This is a genomic window from Peribacillus sp. FSL M8-0224 (assembly GCF_038003055.1).
GTDB lineage: Bacteria > Bacillota > Bacilli > Bacillales > DSM-1321 > Peribacillus > Peribacillus frigoritolerans.
In genome coordinates, this window is record NZ_JBBOOJ010000001.1 from 5130500 (window position 1) to 5153073 (window position 22574).

Consider the following 22574-nt stretch of genomic DNA (forward strand, 5'->3'; position numbering starts at 1 on the left):
GCTCCCCCTTATTGAAACTTATTTATATCAGTGCACTTTGGAACCCGATACATTTTGAATCAATAATTGCGTCTGCAGTTCAACATACTCTTGAAGCGTGTACTGTTTATGCAATGCCCATCTTCTAAAACTCCACATCTGTCCCTGTACGAAAATATTATGTGAAACAAGGCTTATTTGTTTTTCCGTTAATGATAGCTCCCCATTCTCGACACATTTCGTTATCACTTTTTCGAACATGCCCACCATCCGAAGTTCTTTGTTCAGAACATATGGTAAAGCATCTTTCGTCAGGGCTTTCACTTCCTGATACATGACAAGCACTTCGTCCTGCATATCATCCATCACTTTATAAAAATAGGCGATCGTCAGCTTCAAGCTTTCAAGTGTCCCATCACTCTGTTCTATTTCCTTCTGAAGCTTTTCCTGGACTTCATCATAAATAAAGTCACAAACGAGATATAAAATATCTTCCTTGGTCCGGATATACTCGTATAATGTGCCAATGCTAAAGCCTGCCGCTTTGGCAATTTCCCTGGTAGTCGTACGATGAAATCCCTTTTCTTTAAAAAGGGTTACCGCTCCTTTAATCATTTGTGTACGCCTTTTTTCAACCAGCCGCTCATCCTTTACAGATGCAAGAACCTCTCTTTTTTCCATTTCCAAACTCCTTTTGAAAGCCCTTTATTCATTAATCAAAGACATTCTGACGAAATTGAAAAGGGAATTCCGGTAAAGGCAGAGCCTTATCGGAAAACCGCAGTTTCAACCCTATTTAGTAACCATCCGTGAGATGACCAGCTTTTGAATTTCCTGTGTCCCTTCATAAATCTGGGTTATTTTCGCATCGCGCATATACCGCTCCACTGGATAATCTTTTGTATATCCATAGCCCCCGAAAACCTGTACGGCCTCCGTCGTCACTTTCATTGCTGTATCTCCAGCAAAGAGTTTGGACATGGCCGACTCTTTCCCATAAGGAAGGCCCACTGATTCCAACCAGGCAGCCTGATAGGTTAATAGCCTTGAAGCCTCAACACCCGTTGCCATATCCGCCAATTTAAAACCGATTCCTTGCTGTGCAGAAATTGGCTTGCCGAATTGGACGCGCTCTTTTGCATAATCAACCGCGGCATCCAATGCACCTTGGGCTATCCCTACAGCCTGGGCTGCAATTCCATTACGGCCGCCATCAAGCGTCATCATCGCGATTTTAAAGCCTTCTCCTTCTTTTCCAAGGAGATTTTCTTTAGGAACACGGCACTCATCAAAGATGATTTCCGTAGTCGGTGATGAACGGATTCCAAGTTTCTTCTCTTTTTTACCAACACTGAAGCCCGGGAAGTCCTTTTCAATGATAAAAGCACTCGTTCCTTTTTGCTTCGATTCAGGATCTGTCAAGGCAAAGACGACATATGTATCCGCAATCCCGCCGTTCGTAATGAAGATTTTGGAACCGCTGATAACATATTCATCACCCACAAGCTTTGCAGTCGTTCTCATCCCGCCGGCGTCTGAGCCTGAGCTAGGCTCAGTCAGGCCATATGCACCGATTTTTTCCCCCTGTGCCATCGGGCGAAGGTATTTTTGTTTTTGTTCTTCAGTGCCAAACTTATATATTGGCCATCCTGCGAGCGAAGTATGGGCTGATAAAGTCACCCCAGTAGAAGCGCAAACCCGGGAAAGTTCCTCAATCGCTATGCAATACGCTAAGTAATCACTTCCAATTCCGCCGTATTCCTCAGGCCACGGAATCCCAGTCAATCCAAGTTCAGCCATTTTATCGAAGATTTCACGGTCGAATCGTTCTTCTTCATCCCTCTCGGCAGCAGTCGGAGCCACTTCATTCTGGGCAAAGTCGCGCACCATTTTCCTGATCATTTCATGTTCTTCCGTTAGTTTAAATTGCATGACAATGCCTCCTAAATTTCTCAAATTTCTCGTAATTATAGATTTTTACTGATGACCATTCTCTGTATTTCGCTTGTACCCTCATAAATTTCAGTTACCTTCGCATCCCTGAAATATCGTTCGACCGGATAATCCGTTGTATATCCATAGCCTCCGAACACCTGGACTGCTTCTATCGCCACCTCAACGGCCGTCCTCGAAGCGAATAGCTTAGCCATTGCAGCCTCTTTACCGCAATTCAACCCCTGCGAGCGTAAATATGCCGCCCGATAGACGAGTAGCCTTGAAGCTTCTATGCCCGTTGCCATTTCGGCCAGTTTGAAACCAATCCCTTGCTGTTCTGCAATGGGTTTTCCGAATTGCTCCCTGCTTTTTGCATATCGGACAGCATGTTCCATGGCACCCTCAGCAATTCCCAGCGCTTGAGCGGCAATCCCGATCCTTCCAGCATCCAAGTTGGCCATGGCGATCTTAAAGCCTTCACCTTCTTTGCCAAGGAGATTGGCTGCAGGGACTTTCATATCCTCGAATGTTACCTGCACGGTGCTCGAGCCATGAAGGCCCATTTTACGTTCGTCTTTTCCGATGATTAAACCTGGCGTCCCTTTTTCTACGACAAAAGCAGAGATTCCCTTGCTTCCCTTTTGAGGGTCGGTTGAAGCAAAAACAATGAACACATCCGCTTCCCCGCCATTGGTGATAAAAACCTTGGACCCATTTATTCGATATTGTCCGCCTTCCCTTACTGCCACTGCCTTCGATTTCAAACTCGCAGCATCGGAACCTGAGCTTTGCTCAGTCAAACAAAAGGCCCCTAAATTTTTACCAGCGGCTAACTTAGGCACATACTTTCGCTTCTGCTCTTCCGTTCCAAAATAAACGATTGGATTTGTGCCAACAGATGTATGAACGGACAGTATGACACCGAGAGTGGGACTTACTTTGGAAATCTCATTGATGGCAATGATATAAGACATGAAGTCCATACCCGCGCCACCGTATTCTTCTGAAATCGGAATTCCCATCAAACCAAGCTCACCCATTTTTTGCAGAATCGTTTTTGGAAACACGCCTGTTTCCATTGCCTCGATATGAGGAGTGATCTCATTCTCCGCAAAAGAGCTTACCATTTTCCGCATCATTTCATGTTCTTCGGTAAACTTGAAATCCATCCTTCATCCCTCCCTGGCTGCACATCTTTCCATGATTAGTTATATTCATAAAAGCCCCGTCCTGATTTCTTGCCTAACCACCCAGCCTTTACATATTTCCTTAACAGCGGACACGGTCGGTATTTATCGTCTCCCAGTCCTTGGTGAAGGGTTTCCATTATATACAAGCATGTATCCAGGCCGATGAAGTCAGCTAGCGTAAGCGGGCCCATCGGATGGTTCATGCCCAGTTTCATTACGTCATCGATCGCTTCTTTAGTAGCGACGCCCTCATAAAGTGTAAAGATGGCCTCATTGATCATCGGCATCAAAATCCGATTCGCTACAAAACCTGGAAAATCATTGACTTCCACCGGTACCTTATTCAAGGATTCAGCCATCTTTTCAACCTCTTGATAAACTTCATCCGCTGTAGCAAGGCCGCGGATGACCTCAACCAGCTTCATGACTGGAACCGGGTTCATAAAGTGCATGCCAATTACCTTTTCCGGCCTTTTCGTGGCAGCGGCTATCTCGGTAATCGGTAGCGAAGAAGTATTGGATGCAAGAATGACGTGCCGGGGCGTGATTTCATCCAACTCGGCGAATATTCTTGTTTTTATTTCCATGTTTTCCACTGCCGCTTCAATCACCAAATCTACTGCAGCTGCATTTTTCAAATTCGTTGAGGAAGTAAGCCGGGAAAGGATTGCATCCTTCTCCTCGGATTCCATTTTCCCTTTTTCAACCTGCCGCGATAGGTTTTTGGCAATAGTCCCTAAACCCTTTTCTACATACTCATCTTTTAAATCGTGTAAAAGAACTTCATAACCGCTCATTGCACAGACCTGGGCAATGCCAGATCCCATCTGTCCCGCACCAATGACCATCACTTTTTGAATGCCCATGGGAATATCCCTCCTCATTTATCTATGAAACTATTATCCTTGCTTAGGCACTTCTATTAAAATGGCATCTCCCTGACCGCCGCCACTGCAGATCGCTGCGATGCCCAATCCCCCTCCGCGGCGTTTCAGTTCATGCATCAGCGTAATGATGATGCGGGCACCACTTGCCCCGATCGGGTGACCTAATGCTACAGCCCCTCCGTTTACATTCACTTTTCCCGGCTCGATGTTGGCAATTTTCCCGCTGGCCAATGCAACCGCAGCAAATGCTTCATTCACTTCAAATAAATCAATCTCCTCTATCGATTTACCTGTCTTCTTCAGAAGTTCATTTATTACCAGACCTGGCGTTTTAGGGAAGTCCTTTGCTTCCACTGCCACTTCTGCATGAGCTAAAATATAGGCAAAAGGCGTTTTCCCTTCTTTTTCAGCACGTTCCTCACTCATCAATACGAGTGCACCTGCCCCGTCATTGACACCTGGTGCATTACCAGCCGTAATGGTCCCCTCATTATTGAAAGCTGGACCTAGTTTAGCCAACTTTCCGGCAGATGTATCTTTTCTTGGGGCTTCATCATGTTCGATGGTAATTGGTTCGCCTTTTCGGACCGGCACCTGTACGGAAATGATTTCTTCTGCAAGAATTCCGCCATCGATTGCTTTTATCGCTTTTTGGTGACTCTCATAAGCCCAGTTATCTTGTTCCTCACGGGTGATTTCAAGATCCTCGGCTGTACTGTTACCGTAAGTCCCCATATGGACGCCCGTAAAACTGCAGCTAAGTCCATCCGATATCATCGTATCCTTCAGTTCCCCATCACCCATCCTTAGGCCCCACCTTGCTTTCGGAAGGATATAAGGTGCATTGCTCATCGATTCCATTCCCCCGGCAACAATGATTTCTTCTTCACCTAAGCGAATGATCTGATCAGCCAATGTGACACTGCGAAGTCCTGATGCGCATACTTTATTAATGGTTTCCGTTTTCACTTCCCAAGGCAATCCAGCATGACGGGCTGCCTGGCGGGACGGTATTTGGCCTTGGCCTGCTTGAAGCACATTCCCCATGATGACCTCGTCCACTTGGCTGCCTTCAATCCCTGCCCGAACAAGTGCCTCTTTGATTGCTATTCCACCAAGTTGTGATGCCGTCAAACTGCTAAGGCCACCGCCGAATTTACCAAAAGGTGTTCTCACACCGCTAATAATCACTGTTTTCGCCATCATTATTTCCCCCTATAAGTAACATTGATTGAACGCTCGCTCAATTTGGAGTTAAAAAAATAGTGTTGTAAGCGCTTAATATTATATTATATTACACATTTTTCTCAAAAATGAAAATATTTAGTTTATAAATATTGAAAATATTGCCTACTCCCATTTGAATCTCATTTAGAGGAAGCAGGCTATTCCATTTAAAATTAAGAGGCAATCGATTTATTTTCACCAATGACCGCTTTTTCGAGTAGTTCAGCTACATCATACGTTTTAACATTTTCCTCAACTTCTTTTGCTTTCGTCCCATCAGATAGCATGGTCAGGCAATAAGGACATCCTGAGCTGATCACTGTTGGACTGACGGCCAGCGCTTGTTCGGTACGGGCCACATTAATGCGGTTTCCAGTTTCTTCTTCCATCCACATCAAACCGCCTCCAGCTCCGCAGCACATACCCTTCTCACGGTTACGCTCCATCTCAATAAGTTTCACTCCATCAATGGATTGTAAGATTTCACGCGGCGGGCTGTAAACTTCATTGTACCTTCCCAAGTAACAGGAATCGTGGAATGTAATCGTCTCATTCACCGGATACTGCGGCACCAGCCTGCCTTCACTGACAAGTTTGGCCAACAGCTCAGTATGGTGATACACTTCCGCTTCCAAGCCAAAATCCGGATACTCATTCTTAAAGATATTGTATGCATGCGGATCGATCGTCACGATTTTCGTTATTTCATTCTTCTGGAATTCTTCTATATTTTTCACGGCAAGTTCCTGAAAAACAAACTCATTACCCAATCGACGTGGAGTATCCCCTGAGTTTTTCTCCTTATTTCCGAGAATTGCAAATGTGACGCCCGCTTCATTCAATAATTTAGCAAAGGAAAGGGCAATCTTCTGGCTTCGGTTATCGTACGACCCCATTGAACCCACCCAAAATAAATACTCGAATTCTTCGTCTGCCTTTTTTAATTCCTTCACGGTTGGGACGCTGACATCTTCCCGAAGGCTTCTCCAATCTTCTCTCTCTTTACGATTTAATCCCCACGGGTTCCCTTGACGCTCGATATTGGTCATGGCACGCTGTGCATCGGGATCAAGTCTGCCCTCAGTAAGAACTAGATAACGGCGCATATCAATGATTTTGTCGACATGTTCATTCATTACCGGGCATTGATCTTCACAGTTCCGGCATGTGGTGCAAGCCCAAAGTTCTTCTTCCGTAATGACTTCGCCAATCAGGCTCGGACTGTATGCTTCTGTTGCTGCAGCTGATTCCTGCGCCCCCTGCGCGGCACCAGCCAAAGCGATCTTATTTCCCTTCGTATTTCCAAAAACAAAAGATGGAACCCATGGCTGCTTCGTTGTAACGGCAGCGCCTGTATTTGTTAAATGGTCACGCATCTTGATTATGATATCCATCGGGGACAGCATTTTCCCGGTACCTGTAGCCGGGCACATATTCGTACAGCGACCGCACTCCACACAGGCATAGAGGTCCACCATTTGATATTGCGTCAAGTCCTCGATATATTTGGCACCGTAATATTGATTGCCTTCTTTGTCGAGAATCTCTTCTTCCAAATCAACCGGTTTCAATTTCCCCGGATTGTCCAGGCGATTAAGGAATACATTTATCGGACCGGCAATCAAATGAGCGTGCTTAGATTGCGGGATATAAACAAGGAAAGATAATATGATCAGTAAATGCAGCCACCAAGCTACATAAAAAACGACGGTTGCCGCTGTTGTCCCCATCCAGCCGAATAGAAATGCGATGCTCGATGCGACTGGCTCTGACCAGGTTGCATCGTGTCCATGCCAGATCATCCCCATTCCATTCCCCAGTAATACGGTGATCATGATACCGGTAATGAAGATGACAACCAAACCTGCTTTGAAATCCCTTTTCAAGCGAACGAGCTTTTCGACATAACGGCGGTATGCCGCCCATAGGATTGCAACAAGAACGGTAAGCGTCACAATTTCCTGGAAGAAAGTAAAGGCCGGATAAACAGGGCCGAACGGTAAATGCCACCCCGGCCTTAAGCCTTTAACGAAAAAATCAAGTGCGCCAAATTGCACTAATATGAAACCATAAAATAACAAGGCATGAATGATCCCGCTCTTTTTATCTTTAAAGAGTTTCTTCTGTCCAAATACATAAATCCCTATTTTGACAAGACGATCTTTCACACGGTTATCGAATTCCACTTTTTTGCCAAGTTTTATATAAGCAATACGAGTCTTTATCAAATAGACAAACAAACCGGCGGCGTAAGCGGTTACAAGCAGGAATGCAACTAAGTTGATCCACAGTAAACCATTCATTTCCATGCAGTCTTTCCCCCTCTTTAGTAAATTGCAAAATGCCAGGTACCATTATGGGAAATTTGGCATTTTTCTGAAATTTGATTAATTCCATTATATAATGAATGAGCATTCAGTCAACTTTTTTCTTTTAAAAACCATTTAATTTTTCTGCCCCTTAATTATATAATTCGACAAATCCATGCATTACCCTTCTGCATTCAAAAAAAATGAAGACCCTTTCCCCCTTTTTAATGGTTACTGACAGGGAATTAGAGCCAAACTAAATATAATCATTTAGGGGGGATTTTTTTTGAAGATAATCACTACGATTGCCTCTATATTTTTATTGATCTTCTCTTGGTGCTGGGTTGATCTTAAGGTAGGGCATAAGCGTTATTTGAAGCACGCAACCAACATTAAATATCCGCCTCGGAATAGCGAAATGACTGTATTCACATCAGGGAAAATCCTGTTTGAAGATTATATCAAGGAAGTCAGGCAAGCTCAGGATTCCATCCATATCCTTTTTTATATAGTAAAAAATGATAAATTCAGCAAGGACTTTTTGAAGTTACTGCAGTCAAAAGCGGAAGAGGGCGTGGAAGTGCGGCTTTTAGTCGATTGGATAGGGAGTAAAAAGATGTCCCGCCAAACCATTCAGGAGCTGACTGAAAGCGGCGTTCATTTTTCTTTCAGCTTTAAACCGAAACTCCCCTTCCTTTTCTATACCATACAAAAAAGAAATCACCGTAAGATCTCGGTGATAGATGGAAAAATCGGCTATCTTGGCGGCTTTAATATCGGTAAGGAGTATATAAACCAAGGGGAGAAGCTGAACCCATGGAGGGATTACCATTTAAAAATGACCGGGGAAGGTGTAAAAGACCTTCAGGAAGTCTTCCTTTCGGATTGGTTCTATGATACAAACGAGGATTACAGAGGAACGCCTGCCTATTTTCCGACATTGACTCCCGGGACGCAGGCCCATCAGTTTGTCGTCACGAATGGCAGTGATCTTGAACAGTCACTGACAAACATGATTCGTCAAGCGACTAAAAAAATCATTATCGGGACTCCATACTTCATTCCCAGTGAAACTTTATTTCAGGAATTAAGGGATGCCCTTGCACGCAATGTTTCCGTTACGGTCATCGTACCTGAAATTTCAGACCACGCCCTTGTAAAGGAAGCTTCTTTTCCCTATTTTCGGGTACTAATAAAAGACGGGGCGGAAATCATGCAATTTCAAAGAGGGTTCTACCATTCTAAAGTGATATTGATCGATGATATAATGTGTGATATCGGTACGGCTAATTTTGATAAACGCAGTTGTTTTTTAAATAGTGAAATGAACTGCATCGTATTTGACCGGACATTTATAAAAGATGTAGAAAAGGAATTGGCAGTGGACCTGGCCGAATCCAAGCCGCTAAACGGGGATGCTCTTTCCAGTATGAATGTAGTCCGTTCAGCAAAAGAATCGCTGGCTTCCATCCTTTCTCCTTTTCTTTGACAACCCTTTGCTCAAGGAGAAAAATATAATGATAATAAGATTTGGGTTCGTATCCAATGCCACCTGTTTATGGGAGGCTTCTCCGGCTAAGACACTTACTTTCAAGCGATATAGCACACTTAGCGCAGAAAAAGGAATGGAAAAGCTCCTGGATGTGACAAGGCAGAACATTGAAAATACCTTAAGGGTCCTTCAATATAACACGGCACACCAAATAGAAGTATACCGGATGTCCAGTTCCATTGTTCCTTTAGCCACACATCCCGAAATCGAATGGGATTTCGTTACTCCTTTTAAGAAAGAGTGGAAACAGCTTGGCGATTGGGCCACTGCACACAAGATGCGGCTCAGCTTTCATCCCAATCAGTTTACGCTGTTCACCAGCCCTAAGCCCGAGATCACACAAAATGCCGTGAAAGATATGGAGTTCCATTATAAAATGCTTGATGCAATGGGCATTGCGGACACCTCTTTCATCAATATCCATGTCGGTGGGGCCTATGGTGATAAAGAGTCCGCCCTTGTAAGGGTTCATGACAACCTTAAATCGCTGCCTATGCACATCAAGGAAAGAATGACTTTGGAGAATGATGATAAAACCTATACAGCATCTGAAACCCTCGGCGTATGTAAAAGGGAGGGCATCCCGCTTGTATTCGATTATCACCATCATCTCGCAAACCTTTCGGATGAGCCGCTTAACGAGCTGCTCACCGAGGTGTTCACCACTTGGAAACAAGCAGGAGCGGTACCAAAGATCCATATTTCATCCCCAAAATCGGCAGGTGAATTTCGCTCGCATGCAGATTATATCGATTTGGACTTCATCATGCCCCTTTTTAAAGTGCTTAAGGATCTTGGACAGGACGTGGATTTCATGATCGAGGCCAAGATGAAGGATCGGGCAATGTTGCAGCTGATTGAAGATATGGCTAAGATTCGAGGTGTAAAAAGGGTGAGCGGAGGAGCCATTGAGTGCTAAATAACCTAAAAAAAGCGGCTGTTTCGCTCGAAACAGCCGCTTTTTTCCATTACATTTTTTCCGGTGCCGAAACCCCGATGATGGCCAATGCATTCTTTAACGTAATTTGGACGGATTTGACCAGTCCAAGGCGAGCCTTACTTCTTTCCATTTCTTCAACATCCAGAACCTTATCTGCATTGTAGAAACTGTGGAATGTAGAAGCCAGGTCGTATATATAATTCGTCATACGGTGAGGCATCCGTTTTTCGGCTGCTTCCGCTATTGCCTGCGGGAATTCTCCTAATTTCTTCAAAAGCTCCACTTCTTTTTCAGTAGATAGGGAAGAGAAATCAGTGACTCCTTCATAGCTGATCCCTTGTTCCACACCTTGGCGCAAAATGCTGGAAATACGGGCGTGGGCATACTGTGCATAATAAACCGGGTTTTCATTGGATTGTGAGACCGCAAGATCCAAATCAAAGTCCATATGGGTATCCGCACTTCTCATTGCAAAGAAATAACGTGTTGCATCCAGACCCACTTCATCAATCAGGTCACGCATCGTAACTGCTTTACCGGTACGTTTACTCATCTTCATTTTCTCGCCATCCTTGTACAGGTGGACAAGCTGGATGATTTCCACTTCAAGCTGCTCGCGGTTGTACCCTAATGCTTCGATCGCTGCTTTCATGCGCGGTATATACCCGTGGTGGTCTGCACCCCAGATATTGATCAGCGTTTCAAAGCCGCGCTCCAATTTATTACGGTGATAGGCAATATCCGGTGTCAAATATGTGTAAGAACCATCCTGCTTAATAAGCACCCGGTCTTTATCATCGCCTAATTCCGTAGAGCGGAACCATGTAGCCCCATCTTCCTCGTAAACATGGCCCCTTTCCCTCAACACCTTAAGTGCTTCATCAATTTTACCGTCTTGATAAAGGGATGTTTCGGAGTACCATACATCAAATCCGACACGGAAATTACCCAAGTCCGTTTTCAGTTTTTCCATTTCATATTTCAAGCCGTACTCACGGAAAAATTCAAAACGTTCCTTCTCATCGACATTTACATATTTATCCCCATACTCACTTGCAAGTGTCTTACCGATGCCAATGATATCTTCGCCATGATAACCGCCCTCAGGCATATCCTTTTCGAGGCCAATCGCCTGGAAATAACGGGCTTCTATGGAAATGGCCAAATTATTGATTTGATTTCCGGCATCATTGATATAGTATTCACGTGAAACATCGTAACCGGCTTTAGAGAGGATATTACATAACGTATCACCTACTGCTGCACCACGGGCATGACCAAGATGGAGATCACCGGTCGGGTTTGCGGAAACGAACTCCACTTGGATTTTTTCGCCTTTACCAAAGTCACTTTCCCCATATGCTTCATCCACTTTCAAAATGACAGGAACCAATTCCGTCAAATAAGCATTATTCATGTAGAAGTTGATGAAACCCGGTCCTGCTATTTCAATTTTTTCGATGGATGCTTTTGAGTTGTCAAAGTTTTCGATGATTGCCTCTGCTATCATCTTTGGCGCTTTCTTTGCAATCTTCGTTAATTGCATGGCCATATTCGTGGAATAATCTCCGTGTGTCTTATCTCTTGGCAGTTCCAATACAACATTTGGAATTTGCTCTTCCGTTGCTAAACCAGCTTTAATGACTGCCGCTTTAATCTCTTCTTTCAGTTTTTCCTGTACCTCTTTTACTATATTCATGCGTTATGCTTCCTCCTTGTAGGAAATCGTCATCTCATATTGACCAGGTTCGCTTCCCTGCATATGTAACGTATATTTAAGGACAAGTTTCCCTTGCTTGGCCTGCTCATCCCATTGATGATGGATCTTCTTCGCGGTCGTCCGTAATCCTAACCTGCCATATATACTTTCGTAATGCCCATTTGTCGCTTCCTGCAGGCGGAAAAGCTGCCTCATTTTAATGGCACCATTTCTAAGCAGGATCGTTTCATCCGGTTTGTGTTTGATGGTCGTTTGTGTTTGACCGGTTTCATTTTCCTCTTTATATTGCAAATATAAATCTGCACCTTTATACATTTTTGTACCAAATGTGACCAGCTCATACGTTTCCGTTTCTGAACCGTGCTTGATTTTTGTCTGTAAAGTCACTTTAATAGCATGCTTATCTATATCATGAAGAGTCAAAGCTACACTTCCTTCATCATGTCGTTCTTAACTTTATAAGTATAAATATTCTTCAAGGAAGTTTCAACTTGGAGCGGAAAATAAAGTGTTAATCCAAAAGTGTGAGGATAAACTGTCGAAATCATGTTGTTGCAATCCATTTGATTTTAACGCAATAATGACTCATTGGGCGGAATAATTCAAAAAGAGCCATTAATTCTTATCCATGGATAAAAAAAGACCATTCCCGCTATAAAACAGGAACAGTCAAGTCTTCCATCATTAACCTTTTTGAACCCATCCTAGAATCATTTCGCGAATCAGCTTGCTCGCCGTATTCGCAGTTTGCTCGGATGGATCATAGATCGGTGCCACTTCTACTAAATCGCAGCCGACCACATTAATTTCAGACCGTGCTATCTCATGAATCGAAGCTAAAAGCTCTTTGGAAGTGATGCCTCCACAATCTACGGTGCCTGTACCCGGCGCGTGCGCAGGGTCAAGAACATCGATGTCGATCGTCACATATACAGGACGGCCAGCTAACTGCGGCAATACTTCTTTCAAAGGTTCAAGAACTTCAAATTTAGAGATGTGCATGCCATTTTCTTTTGCCCATTGGAACTCTTCCTTCAAACCTGAACGAATGCCGAAAGAGTATACATTTTTCGGGCCGATAAGTTCTGCGGATTTACGGATGATGGACGCATGGGAAAGCGGCTCTCCCTCATAATCCTCACGTAAATCTGTATGGGCATCCATATGGATGATGGCCATATCGGGATACTTTTTGAACATGGCTTTGATGACAGGCCATGTGACAAGATGTTCCCCTCCCATCCCCATTGGGAACTTACCTGCATCCAACAAGCTGTCGACAAAGTTTTCAATCATATCGATACTGCGCTGCGGATTGCCGAATGGTAATGGAATATCCCCGGCATCAAAGAATTTAACTTCCTCTAATTCACGATCTAAATACGGGCTGTACTCTTCCAAACCAATCGAAACTTCACGAATCCGGGTAGGGCCGAAGCGGGAACCCGGACGGAAACTTACCGTCCAGTCCATCGGCATGCCGTATAGCACAGCTTCAGATTCCTCAAAAACAGGGTGGCTTTTAATGAATACATTGCCTGAATAGGCTTCATCGAATTTCATGGTCCATGCCTCCCTTATTTCACTAAATCTTGAACGAATTTAGGCAGAACGAATGCTGCTTTATGAAGTTCTTTTGTATAATATTTAGTTTCCATTTCATGGAAACGATCTTCAGTCACTTCTAATGGATTATATTTTTTCGATCCGATCGTGAACGCCCAAAGGCCGCTTGGATACGTCGGGATATTCGCTAAATACAGGCTCGTGATTGGGAATATCTCTTTCACATCACGTTGAACATCGCGAATTAAGTCCGCTTTAAACCAAGGGTTGTCGGATTGTGCCACAAAAATCCCATCTTCTTTCAAAGCTTTGGAAATCCCGGCATAAAAACCTTTTGTGAATAAATTGACAGCAGGTCCGACAGGTTCAGTTGAGTCAACCATGATCACGTCATATTCATTTTCACTTTTGGCGATGTGCATGAAGCCATCCCCAACTTGTACGTCTACACGCGGATCTTCAAGCATGCCTGCAATTTCCGGCAGGTATTTCTTTGAGTATTCGATGACTTTCCCATCGATATCCACCAATGTAGCTTTTTTTACGCTTGGGTGTTTAAGGATTTCACGGATAACTCCTCCGTCCCCTCCACCTACAACCAAAACGTTTTCTGGATTAGGATGGGTAAATAAAGGAACATGGGCTACCATTTCATGGTAAACGAATTCATCGCGCTGTGAAGTCATTACCATGTCATCCAGCAATAGCATATTGCCCCACTCTTCCGTTTCAATCATATCAAGCTTTTGAAACTCAGTTTGCTCCGTATGTAAAGTACGATTCACTTTCATCGTAATACCAAAGTTCTCTGTTTGTTTTTCAGTAAACCAAATGCTCATTTATTAACGCTCCTTTTCCATTTCATATTGTCAGTCACCTTATAGGTTCCCCAAAATCGGTATAGTCATTAGCTAGAAAAATTATAGACGAATCTAGCAGAATTGCAAGATAAATTTCTTAAATGCAGTTCTTATGTTTAAAATTTTCTTTTTTTTCCATAATAGTAATAGATACTAGATTCTTACCTGATAAGAGAGGTGAAAGCAATGGAATTGATTCCAAGCGAACGATTTAAAAGGACAACTAAATATGTACGGGCCTTCATTATCCTTGCCACAATCGGGCTGACAATACTCTTTGTATTGCTTCTCTCTTTACTGATTTATGCAAAAATATTAGGTCCGCCTCCTTTGGTCGTGCCGCAGTCCACTCTCTATTACAGTGATGATGGAAATGTGATCGGTGAAACAGATAATGGCCAGAAGCGTTATTGGGCCGGAATGGAGTCGATTTCACCACAGCTCATCAAAGCGACTGTCGCCGTTGAGGACCGCCAATTTTACACTCATTATGGATTTGATATAAAGCGGATCGGCGGTGCCATCCTTGCCGATATTAAGGCAATGTCCAAGGTCCAGGGTGCAAGCACCATTACCCAGCAGTATGCCCGGAACCTGTTTCTTGGGCATGACAAAACGTGGTCGCGCAAACTTAATGAGGCCTTTTATACGATACGTTTAGAAATGAACTACTCCAAAAAGGAAATTCTAGAAGGCTATTTAAATACGATTTACTATGGCCATGGTGCATATGGAGCCCAAGCTGCAAGTCAATATTACTTTGGCAAGGATGCCAAGGATTTGACTCTTCCTGAAGCGAGCATGCTGGCCGGAATACCAAAAGGGCCGTCAAACTATTCTCCATTGGATAACTTTGAAAAAGCGAAATCAAGGCAGAAAGTTGTCCTGCAATCCATGAAAAGCAAAAACTACGTTTCAGAAAAGGATATCGCGGAAGCGCTGCGAACATCCCTTACATTAAAAGGGGAACACGGAACGGTCACCAAGAAGACCGCTCCTTATTTCCAGGATGCCGTCAAGCAGGCTTTAAAATCTCAGCTTCATTTAGATGACCGGACGATCGAGCTCGGCGGCCTTAAGGTGTATACGACACTGGACGAAACCCAGCAGGATGCTGCTGAAGAGGTCCTTTCCAATACCATACCCAAGTCTTCTGGCATTCAAGCCTCGATAGTGGCAATGGATCCGGATACCGGGGAGGTCCGTGCGCTGGTCGGCGGTAAAGATTATTCCGAGTCTCCATTCAATCGGGCCACACAGGCCGTTCGCCAGCCTGGTTCAACCATGAAGCCATTGCTATACTATTCAGCGCTGGAGAATGGTTTCACACCGTCCACCACCTTGAAAAGCGAGACAACTACATTTTCTTTCGATGATGGTCACTCATCTTACACACCGCATAATTACAACCATCAATATGCGGAAGGCGAAATCACGATGGCTCAGGCCATTGCTCTTTCCGATAATATCTTCGCCGTAAAAACACATTTGTTCCTTGGGGAACAGTCATTGGTCGATACGGCGCGTCGATTCGGAATCACGGCGAAGATGGATGCGGTCCCTTCCCTGGCACTCGGTACGTCAGGTGTTAGGGCGATTGAAATGGTGAACGCATACAGCATTCTGGCTAACGGCGGCAAGAAGGTTGAACCCGTGTTTATCAAAAAGGTGGAAAATCAAAAAGGTGAAGTGATTTTTGATGAAAAGGAGAAACCGGAACAGATTCTTGATAAGGACAAGGCATTTGTCATGACCCAGATGCTTACAGGTGTTTTCGATGAAACGTTAAATGGCTATACGAAAGTGACCGGCAGCACCATCAGTTCCCGGCTGACCCGCCCATATGCCGGCAAATCAGGCTCCACCCCGACGGATAGCTGGATGATCGGTTACACACCGGAGCTTGTAGCAGGAGTATGGACTGGATATGACCAAGGCAAAAAGATCGAGATCCCTGCTGAAAAAGGCTATGCAAAGAAAATCTGGGCTTCCTATATGGAAAAGGGGCTAAAAGGTAAACCAGCAAAATCATTTAAGGAAACCGAAAACGTAATCGGGGTAAATGTGAATCCCGTAAGCGGAAAATTGGCCACAAAGGATTGTCCCGTCTCAAGAATGACTTATTATGTTAAAGGAACCGAGCCTGTCGAATACTGTGCCGAGCACTTTAAGGGTGAGAATCCGAAACATGCCCCAAAAGAAGAAGAACATAAAAAGGCCCCGTGGTACAAGAAAGTCTTAAAACCTTGGGGATAACGAAAAACCCCCGAAGCCTGCAGCGGCTTCGGGGGTTTTTCTGTCCTAGTTCCACAGTGACTAAACTGCTGTCTTTAAGTTTACTGATTTTATCGCTTTCCTACAAGTGCATTTTTCACTAAACTTAACATTTCATCCATCAAACGAGATTCAAACCGTCAATGACTCCTTCAGCTGATCTGAAGAACGCTCCCACATTCCCGCATCATGATTTTTCAGGAAGTCTGCAAGCACACGTTTTGATTTATCGTCCATGTCCTCAACGATGATTTTTCGTTTTAGCGATTTATCCATCCGGTTAACATGCTCCGGGAGCGATTTGTAACCGCGTCTAATTGACCTGTCGACCATCATTTCACATGCTGTCACACCTGCATAGTGCGGACCATTTTGAGTGGCTTCAATGGTCACCCAAACAAGCCAGTAAGGTTTGGCATTCGGGACTTCCTCTTTAGTCTTTAAAAACTTGATCCCTTTTTCCACTGCACTTCTTGCATGCATCGCTCCGATATCGACCTCTGCTTCACCTGCATCCACATCGATGATGACCGGGGAAATATTATCGAGCGTTAATACCCCTGCCCCATATCCGCCATGACCTTCTGTTGGGTCGTTTTTTATAATATTGAAGCCTACCTTTTTCTTTGGTTGTTCTTCCATGTTCATATCCCCCTTTATCGTTTTGTCATTCCTTATTATTGGTTAAAAAAACAAAAGTGAAAAAAATTGACTCAAGGTGTCTCCCACAAACTTGGTACCAGTATTCAAAACCGGTCTAATTGTATATTGACTCAGCGGTGTAATGATCAGAATCAAAAAAATCAGTGAGCCATATTGTTCATACTGGGTCATTTTTGCCCGCAAGTCTGCGGAAACAAGATCCTGAACGATCCTATAACCATCGAGAGGCGGCAGCGGTAACAGATTAAATACAAATAAAAGGACATTTAAATTTATGAGTATACTTAAGAAAGGCTCGACGAAAAACGGTAAATCAGGTCCAACGCCTGCGGCAATCAATCCGTAAAAAATCAAGTACCCCAAAATTGCAACAAGCAAATTACTGAACGGACCGGCAAAAGAGACGAGCACTCCTGCCAATTTTGGATTCTTGAAATGAAAACGATTAACCGGAACAGGTCTCGCCCAACCAAATCCGGCTATTAATATCAACAGAGTTCCGATCGGATCCAAATGAGAAATCGGATTCAATGTGACTCTTCCTTCATTCTTGGCAGTCGGGTCACCGAACTTATAGGCCACATAAGCATGGGAAAATTCATGAACCGTAAATGCGATCAACAGTGACACAATGACATATGGAAGCTTTTCCAAAGGATAAACCAAAAACCGTTCTATTTGATCAATGAATTCCATCGATAGCTTCTCCCCCAATGTTTATTACCGTTAGTATACATCAAAAACTCAAGAAGTGAAAAAACTCTGACTTCCGTGTCTTGCAATTCTTTTTCCATTGTGAAACACTACAAGATAAGAGAGGAAGGGGGGGAAAAGAGATGCCATATGTAACAGTCAAAATGCTTGAAGGCCGTACAGACGAACAAAAAAAGGCTTTAGTCGAAAAGGTGACTGCAGCCGTGACGGAAACAACTGGAGCACCAGCTGAAGCCGTGACGATTTTCATTGAAGAAATGTCAAAAAATCATTTAGCAGTAGCCGGTGTCCGTAAAAGCGATCTATAAGATTTACATAATGGGGAAAAGCTAAGCCATCAATTCGGCTTAGCTTTTGTTTTTAACTGCTCAATATATTCATATGCCTCATCAATTTCTTCAAGGGTATATTTTTGTTTGCTTTTCAGCGTAAAAATTTTCTCGGTGACTTCCTCTTTTTCAAGCGTGTCGAAGTATAGCACCGTTGAAACCAGCTCCAAAAACCTGGCATTCTGCTCGTTCATATCCTGTAAGCATGCCTCAAGTGCCGGCATCTCCACTTCCTGTATGGATAGGAAATCCTGGCCGGCATCCGTTATCGAATAACAATATTGATAATAGCCTGCTTTTTTTTCCCTTACTTCATTCAAGTAGCCCATTTCGCAGAGCTCTTCAATCCGTAAGGTCAACTCCTCCGAATACGGTCCATAAAAGTGAAACTGAAACTTTTCATGAAATGGGAAGGACAGCTTCTTCGCGATATAAACGATTTTTTGTAATTTTTTCCGACCCGAGATTTCACCGGCAGTAGAAATTGCATTGATAATGTTTGCATGATCCTTAAACAAGGCTCGTCACTCCTCACCAAAAATGTACCACTTTAATCCGATAGCTCCAAAAGCTTGCGGATCTGTTTTTTAATATTTTTCTTCGTAGATTCATCACGCAATAAATCCGCTGGATAATACAACTTATGATCCGTTCTTCTTTTCCCTGAAATTGCATCGACAATTTCGGATTCACGTGATAATTCACGAATTTCGCCATTATTTTTAAGCAAGTGAATCGGAAGTCTCTCCTCTTCCTCACCTGGCCGGTAAAAATCATACGGCAGATCTGATGAGGAATCGACGACAAGATAATAATCCGGATCGATGCCTGCCTTCTTGAATAGCGTCCTTAATTCCATCAATCTGTTCATTTGACTGTTCGACGGATGGAATTCCACATATTTAAATAGTGTACGGTTAACGAAGCGAGTGCATAAATCTTTTAAAATCGCATCGTTTTCCTCTTCCCATGCTTCGAAATAATAGAGCATCACCGATTCATCCATTTTCAAATAGTCCGTTAAAGTCACTTCTCCCTTGAACAATGAATAAAAATGGTGCGGTTCTTGAGCAAACTCATAACCGGATTCATATAAATGTTTCGCCCTATGTAGGATCTTTGTAAGTATGACCTCCGCACTTCTCGTAACTGGATGGAAATAAACCTGCCAATACATTTGGTAGCGACTCATGATATAATCCTCAACCGCATGCATCCCGCTCTGCTTTATGACGGCATGTTCTTCCCTTGGCCTCATCACACGCAAAAGCCTTTCCATATCGAAATGTCCATAACTCACGCCAGTGAAATAAGCATCACGCTGTAAATAGTCCATTCTATCAGCATCGATCTGACTTGAAATCAGGCTGACTACTAATTTGCCTTTATAGGTTTTCGCGATGACTTCTGCCACTTTTTTTGGAAAATCACGCCCAACTCTAAGGAGGATCTTATTCACTTCCGTATCGCCGACGATTATCTGCTGCGTGAATTGCTCATGATCCAGATCAAACACTTTTTCAAAAGAATGAGAGAAAGGACCATGACCCAAATCATGCAGGAGGGCTGCGCACAAGGATAGTAACCGCTCCTCTGGTTTCCATTCCGGTCTGCCCTCGAAAACATCATCCACGATTCTCCGGACAATCTCGTATACTCCAAGCGAATGGCTAAGCCGACTATGTTCCGCACCATGAAAGGTTAAATAAGTCGTTCCCAGCTGTTTGATCCTACGAAGCCGCTGGAATTCCTTCGTCCCTATTAAATCCCATATAACCCGGTCACGAACATGTATATATCGGTGCACCGGATCCTTGAATACTTTTTCTTCTTGTAATTTTTCGCCGGAATATCCCATGAACTACCCTCTTTTTCATAATCTCGATGCACTCATTATAGCGTGTTTTGACAAAAAACCCTAACTTCCACCTTGCTAGTAAGAGGGGGCATTTTGTAAGAAAACGGAAGTTTCAGTCTGGTTTTGTCTCGAAAATAAGGAAATAAAAAATCACCGCAGTGTGTCGAATCTGGGTGATGATTACTGGTTCCATATATCATTAAGAAATAATCCACTCTACCTATATATCATGGATCCTACTTTAGTTTTTTATTGATTTTATCTAGTAACTCGTCTTCTGTCGGTGCAGCAACCGGACGGTTATTGACAAAGGCAAAAGACTTCTTTCTGCCAGGACCGCAGTAGGATTGGCAGCCCACTTCAATTTTCGCGTCGGGATCAAGCTTTTCAAGACGCGGGATCAATGTTTTTATGTTTACCGCCAAGCAGTCATCGCACACTCTGAATTCATTGGACATCCTCCGGTCACCATCCTTTCCATGACAAACTGTATTTCATCCATTTATATGACTAAAGGGTATTTTACCGTTTCTACTTATGAATATCAAGAGGGCTGAATGATGTGAAAAATGATGTAATTAATCAAAAAACTAGTATCCTTTTAACCTTTTTGTATAAAAAATCCATATTTTGTCCAAAATGCTAGTAGAACCCTCCATAAATCACTGCCACACGATATTTTATATAGTTATTTATTTTAAAAGTTACCAGAAAGGGAGTATGTAGAAATGAAGGTTCGTCAAGACGCCTGGACAGAAGAAGATGATTTGCTTTTGGCAGAAACGGTATTGCGCCATGTGCGGGAAGGCAGCACTCAGCTTAATGCTTTTGAAGAGGTAGGAGATAAGTTGAATCGCACCTCTGCAGCATGCGGATTCCGCTGGAATGCAGTCGTCCGCCATAATTATGATAAAGCACTATCCCTTGCCAAGAAACAGCGTAAGCAGCGGCAAAGGATCCTTGGAAAAGATCAAGGAGGAAAAAAACGGCTTCTTTATACACCGCCGTCCCCAACGATTTCCGACATAATGGTTCCCCATGTACAAGAAGAGGAACTAGAGTTGAAATCCGAAGTCGATACTACCAATTATGAAGCAGCAGAGGAATTCGTTGTGGCAGAAGCCCTCGCTCCTAAGGCACAGCACACACCAGTTACTTTGGAAACGGCCATGAGCCTTGATGCCGTCATCGCCTATTTGGAATCCATGAACGGCCGCATGCTTCAAGCCGAAGTATTAAAAACCGAAAATGAAAGATTGAAGCTTGAAATTAAAGGGCTGAAAAAGCGAAACGAAGATTTGGAGAATAAAATCAGCCACCTAGAACAAAACAGCGGGTTGATGCAGGAAGATTATGAAACTTTGATGAATATCATGAATCGAGCAAGAAAGCTGGTCTTGTTAGAGGAAGAGGAACGTCCGGCAACTAAGTTCAAGATGGACCGGAATGGCAATTTGGAAAAAATGGCCGAGTAATAAGATAATGTGGGGTTCTGTTATATAGATCAACCACATGCCAGAGGCCGTTTCACCCCTATTTATCCGAAAAAGGGAGCCAACAAGGCTCTTTTTTTCATTGTTTCAAGAAAGAAGGAATACTATCTCCGCCTATCATACAGTCCTTTTACAGTTTCAGTGAATGCTAAAGTCGTATTAAATGAAAGAAGCCATTCCTGACTTAATGGAACGGCTTCTTTCATATCAATCCTTTAATGCATCGAATACTTTATCATTGCGTTCGACCACTCTCGTCAAGTACGCCTCATACAGCGGCCATTCCTCAGCGGAAAGCGTGTCAGAGAATATCTTTTCGCTATGTTCCTTCAATACTCGAAGGAATCTGAGCATCACGTCTTGAACACTCAATTGCACACCCAACAATTCGGTTAGGGACGCCATTACCGAAGGGACGATATCAGGATAAGCGAATTTGGTTTCTGCATTTCCTTTAGCTGCATTATAAAAACCCTTCACGAGACTGGCACGTTCAGCCCCGCTTCCATTGACACACAAATAGATTTGCACCGCTACGCCATTGCGGATCCTGCGTTGGGATATACCCGCAAACTTTTGCCCATTTATACTTAAATCATAACTGCCAGGACAATAGGAACCGACGATTTCCCGCGCCTCCATCTTGACTGGGAAATCGGAAAACATCAATTGGACAAGCTTCCACATCGCATCATATCCACGATTGATTTCAATTTTCTGCTCGTTTTCAGGAAAAATGAGCGAAAAATTAAGGACCCCCTCATCCAGGACGACTGCCAGCCCTCCCGAATTCCTCACGATGGCCCGGAAACCATGTTCATCCAAATGATCCAAACCCTTTTTAAGAAAAGGCAACTTCGTATCCTGTATACCCATGACGATGGTTCGGTGGTGTACCCACGCCCTGGCTACGGCCGCTGATTTACCTGACCCAACGGAAGCGCAAAATGTATCATCCATCGCAAAGGACTCCAGAGCAGGAAACTGAGGTCCAACGGAAGATTGATCAATAATCCTCCACTCTTGCTGCATTAATAATGAATCTGTCTCACCCATACGAATCTCCCTCTACATTTAA

Annotated in this window: 21 protein-coding genes; 5 read left to right on the forward strand and 16 right to left on the reverse strand. The window is 43.6% G+C overall.

The window, feature by feature from the left end:
• Positions 1 to 27: 27 nt before the first annotated feature.
• The 6 genes from MKX49_RS24955 to MKX49_RS24980 all read right to left on the reverse strand — a co-directional run bounded on the left by MKX49_RS24955 (position 28) and on the right by MKX49_RS24980 (position 7521).
• Positions 28 to 660 carry a TetR/AcrR family transcriptional regulator gene (locus MKX49_RS24955; RefSeq protein ID WP_034315867.1) on the reverse strand — a complete coding sequence of 211 codons (633 nt, stop codon included), beginning with the start codon at positions 658 to 660 and terminating at the stop codon, positions 28 to 30.
• Positions 661 to 771: 111 nt separating this feature from the next.
• A complete protein-coding gene (locus MKX49_RS24960; RefSeq protein ID WP_048683536.1) occupies positions 772 to 1911 on the reverse strand; it encodes an acyl-CoA dehydrogenase in 1140 nt (379 codons plus the stop codon).
• A 35-nt stretch (positions 1912 to 1946) separates the two neighbouring features.
• Positions 1947 to 3083 carry an acyl-CoA dehydrogenase gene (locus MKX49_RS24965; protein ID WP_340878157.1) on the reverse strand — a complete coding sequence of 379 codons (1137 nt, stop codon included), beginning with the start codon at positions 3081 to 3083 and terminating at the stop codon, positions 1947 to 1949.
• A 35-nt stretch (positions 3084 to 3118) separates the two neighbouring features.
• Positions 3119 to 3970, reverse strand: coding sequence for a 3-hydroxybutyryl-CoA dehydrogenase (locus tag MKX49_RS24970; protein WP_283866836.1), 852 nt, complete (start codon positions 3968 to 3970; stop codon positions 3119 to 3121).
• Positions 3971 to 4003: 33 nt separating this feature from the next.
• Positions 4004 to 5194 (reverse strand): acetyl-CoA C-acetyltransferase, encoded by a 1191-nt coding sequence (locus MKX49_RS24975; RefSeq protein WP_063574642.1) that lies wholly within the window; start codon positions 5192 to 5194, stop codon positions 4004 to 4006.
• A gap of 197 nt (positions 5195 to 5391) precedes the next feature.
• Positions 5392 to 7521, reverse strand: coding sequence for a (Fe-S)-binding protein (locus MKX49_RS24980; RefSeq protein WP_340878615.1), 2130 nt, complete (start codon positions 7519 to 7521; stop codon positions 5392 to 5394).
• 292 nt (positions 7522 to 7813) lie between these two features.
• Between MKX49_RS24980 and cls the strand changes: the two genes are divergently transcribed.
• Positions 7814 to 9016 (forward strand): cardiolipin synthase, encoded by a 1203-nt coding sequence (gene cls, locus MKX49_RS24985; protein WP_340878159.1) that lies wholly within the window; start codon positions 7814 to 7816, stop codon positions 9014 to 9016.
• Positions 9017 to 9044: 28 nt separating this feature from the next.
• Entirely contained in the window at positions 9045 to 9998 is a 954-nt protein-coding gene (gene uvsE / locus MKX49_RS24990; protein WP_340878160.1) for a UV DNA damage repair endonuclease UvsE, read from the forward strand.
• A 49-nt stretch (positions 9999 to 10047) separates the two neighbouring features.
• Here the strand turns inward: uvsE and argS are convergent, their stop codons facing one another.
• The 4 genes from argS to speE form a co-directional block, all read right to left on the reverse strand.
• Positions 10048 to 11718, reverse strand: coding sequence for an arginine--tRNA ligase (gene argS, locus MKX49_RS24995; RefSeq protein WP_340878161.1), 1671 nt, complete (start codon positions 11716 to 11718; stop codon positions 10048 to 10050).
• A gap of 3 nt (positions 11719 to 11721) precedes the next feature.
• Positions 11722 to 12162 carry a DUF1934 domain-containing protein gene (locus tag MKX49_RS25000; protein WP_048683553.1) on the reverse strand — a complete coding sequence of 147 codons (441 nt, stop codon included), beginning with the start codon at positions 12160 to 12162 and terminating at the stop codon, positions 11722 to 11724.
• Between the two features lie 261 nt (positions 12163 to 12423).
• The gene (gene speB, locus MKX49_RS25005; RefSeq protein WP_053536907.1) at positions 12424 to 13302 is read right to left on the reverse strand and encodes an agmatinase; all 879 of its coding nucleotides are present in this window, start codon (positions 13300 to 13302) and stop codon (positions 12424 to 12426) included.
• A 14-nt stretch (positions 13303 to 13316) separates the two neighbouring features.
• Entirely contained in the window at positions 13317 to 14144 is an 828-nt protein-coding gene (speE, locus tag MKX49_RS25010; protein ID WP_034315891.1) for a spermidine synthase, read from the reverse strand.
• Between the two features lie 207 nt (positions 14145 to 14351).
• Here speE and MKX49_RS25015 point away from each other — a divergent pair, with 207 nt between their 5' ends.
• Complete coding sequence (locus tag MKX49_RS25015) at positions 14352 to 16421, forward strand: transglycosylase domain-containing protein (protein ID WP_072272219.1); 2070 nt, start codon at positions 14352 to 14354, stop codon at positions 16419 to 16421.
• A 150-nt stretch (positions 16422 to 16571) separates the two neighbouring features.
• On the opposite strand, the gene MKX49_RS25020 is transcribed toward MKX49_RS25015, so the two are convergent.
• Complete coding sequence (locus tag MKX49_RS25020; protein ID WP_063589657.1) at positions 16572 to 17081, reverse strand: YwhD family protein; 510 nt, start codon at positions 17079 to 17081, stop codon at positions 16572 to 16574.
• A 42-nt stretch (positions 17082 to 17123) separates the two neighbouring features.
• Positions 17124 to 17780: a site-2 protease family protein gene (locus tag MKX49_RS25025; RefSeq protein WP_340878616.1), complete on the reverse strand. Its 657-nt coding sequence runs from the start codon at positions 17778 to 17780 to the stop codon at positions 17124 to 17126.
• A 158-nt stretch (positions 17781 to 17938) separates the two neighbouring features.
• On the opposite strand from MKX49_RS25025, the gene MKX49_RS25030 reads away from it, so the two are divergent.
• Positions 17939 to 18124 (forward strand): 2-hydroxymuconate tautomerase, encoded by a 186-nt coding sequence (locus MKX49_RS25030; protein WP_034315897.1) that lies wholly within the window; start codon positions 17939 to 17941, stop codon positions 18122 to 18124.
• Between the two features lie 29 nt (positions 18125 to 18153).
• On the opposite strand, the gene MKX49_RS25035 is transcribed toward MKX49_RS25030, so the two are convergent.
• The 3 genes from MKX49_RS25035 to MKX49_RS25045 form a co-directional block, all read right to left on the reverse strand.
• Entirely contained in the window at positions 18154 to 18663 is a 510-nt protein-coding gene (locus MKX49_RS25035; RefSeq protein WP_034315899.1) for a YwgA family protein, read from the reverse strand.
• Positions 18664 to 18695: 32 nt separating this feature from the next.
• On the reverse strand, positions 18696 to 20003 hold the full coding sequence (locus tag MKX49_RS25040) for an HD domain-containing protein (protein ID WP_340878162.1): 1308 nt from the start codon (positions 20001 to 20003) through the stop codon (positions 18696 to 18698).
• A gap of 236 nt (positions 20004 to 20239) precedes the next feature.
• Positions 20240 to 20461, reverse strand: coding sequence for a DUF1450 domain-containing protein (locus MKX49_RS25045; protein ID WP_048683566.1), 222 nt, complete (start codon positions 20459 to 20461; stop codon positions 20240 to 20242).
• 270 nt (positions 20462 to 20731) lie between these two features.
• On the opposite strand from MKX49_RS25045, the gene MKX49_RS25050 reads away from it, so the two are divergent.
• Entirely contained in the window at positions 20732 to 21478 is a 747-nt protein-coding gene (locus tag MKX49_RS25050; protein WP_251541626.1) for an RsfA family transcriptional regulator, read from the forward strand.
• Between the two features lie 225 nt (positions 21479 to 21703).
• On the opposite strand, the gene MKX49_RS25055 is transcribed toward MKX49_RS25050, so the two are convergent.
• Positions 21704 to 22552 (reverse strand): lipoate--protein ligase family protein, encoded by an 849-nt coding sequence (locus MKX49_RS25055; RefSeq protein WP_340878165.1) that lies wholly within the window; start codon positions 22550 to 22552, stop codon positions 21704 to 21706.
• Positions 22553 to 22574: the final 22 nt, after the last annotated feature.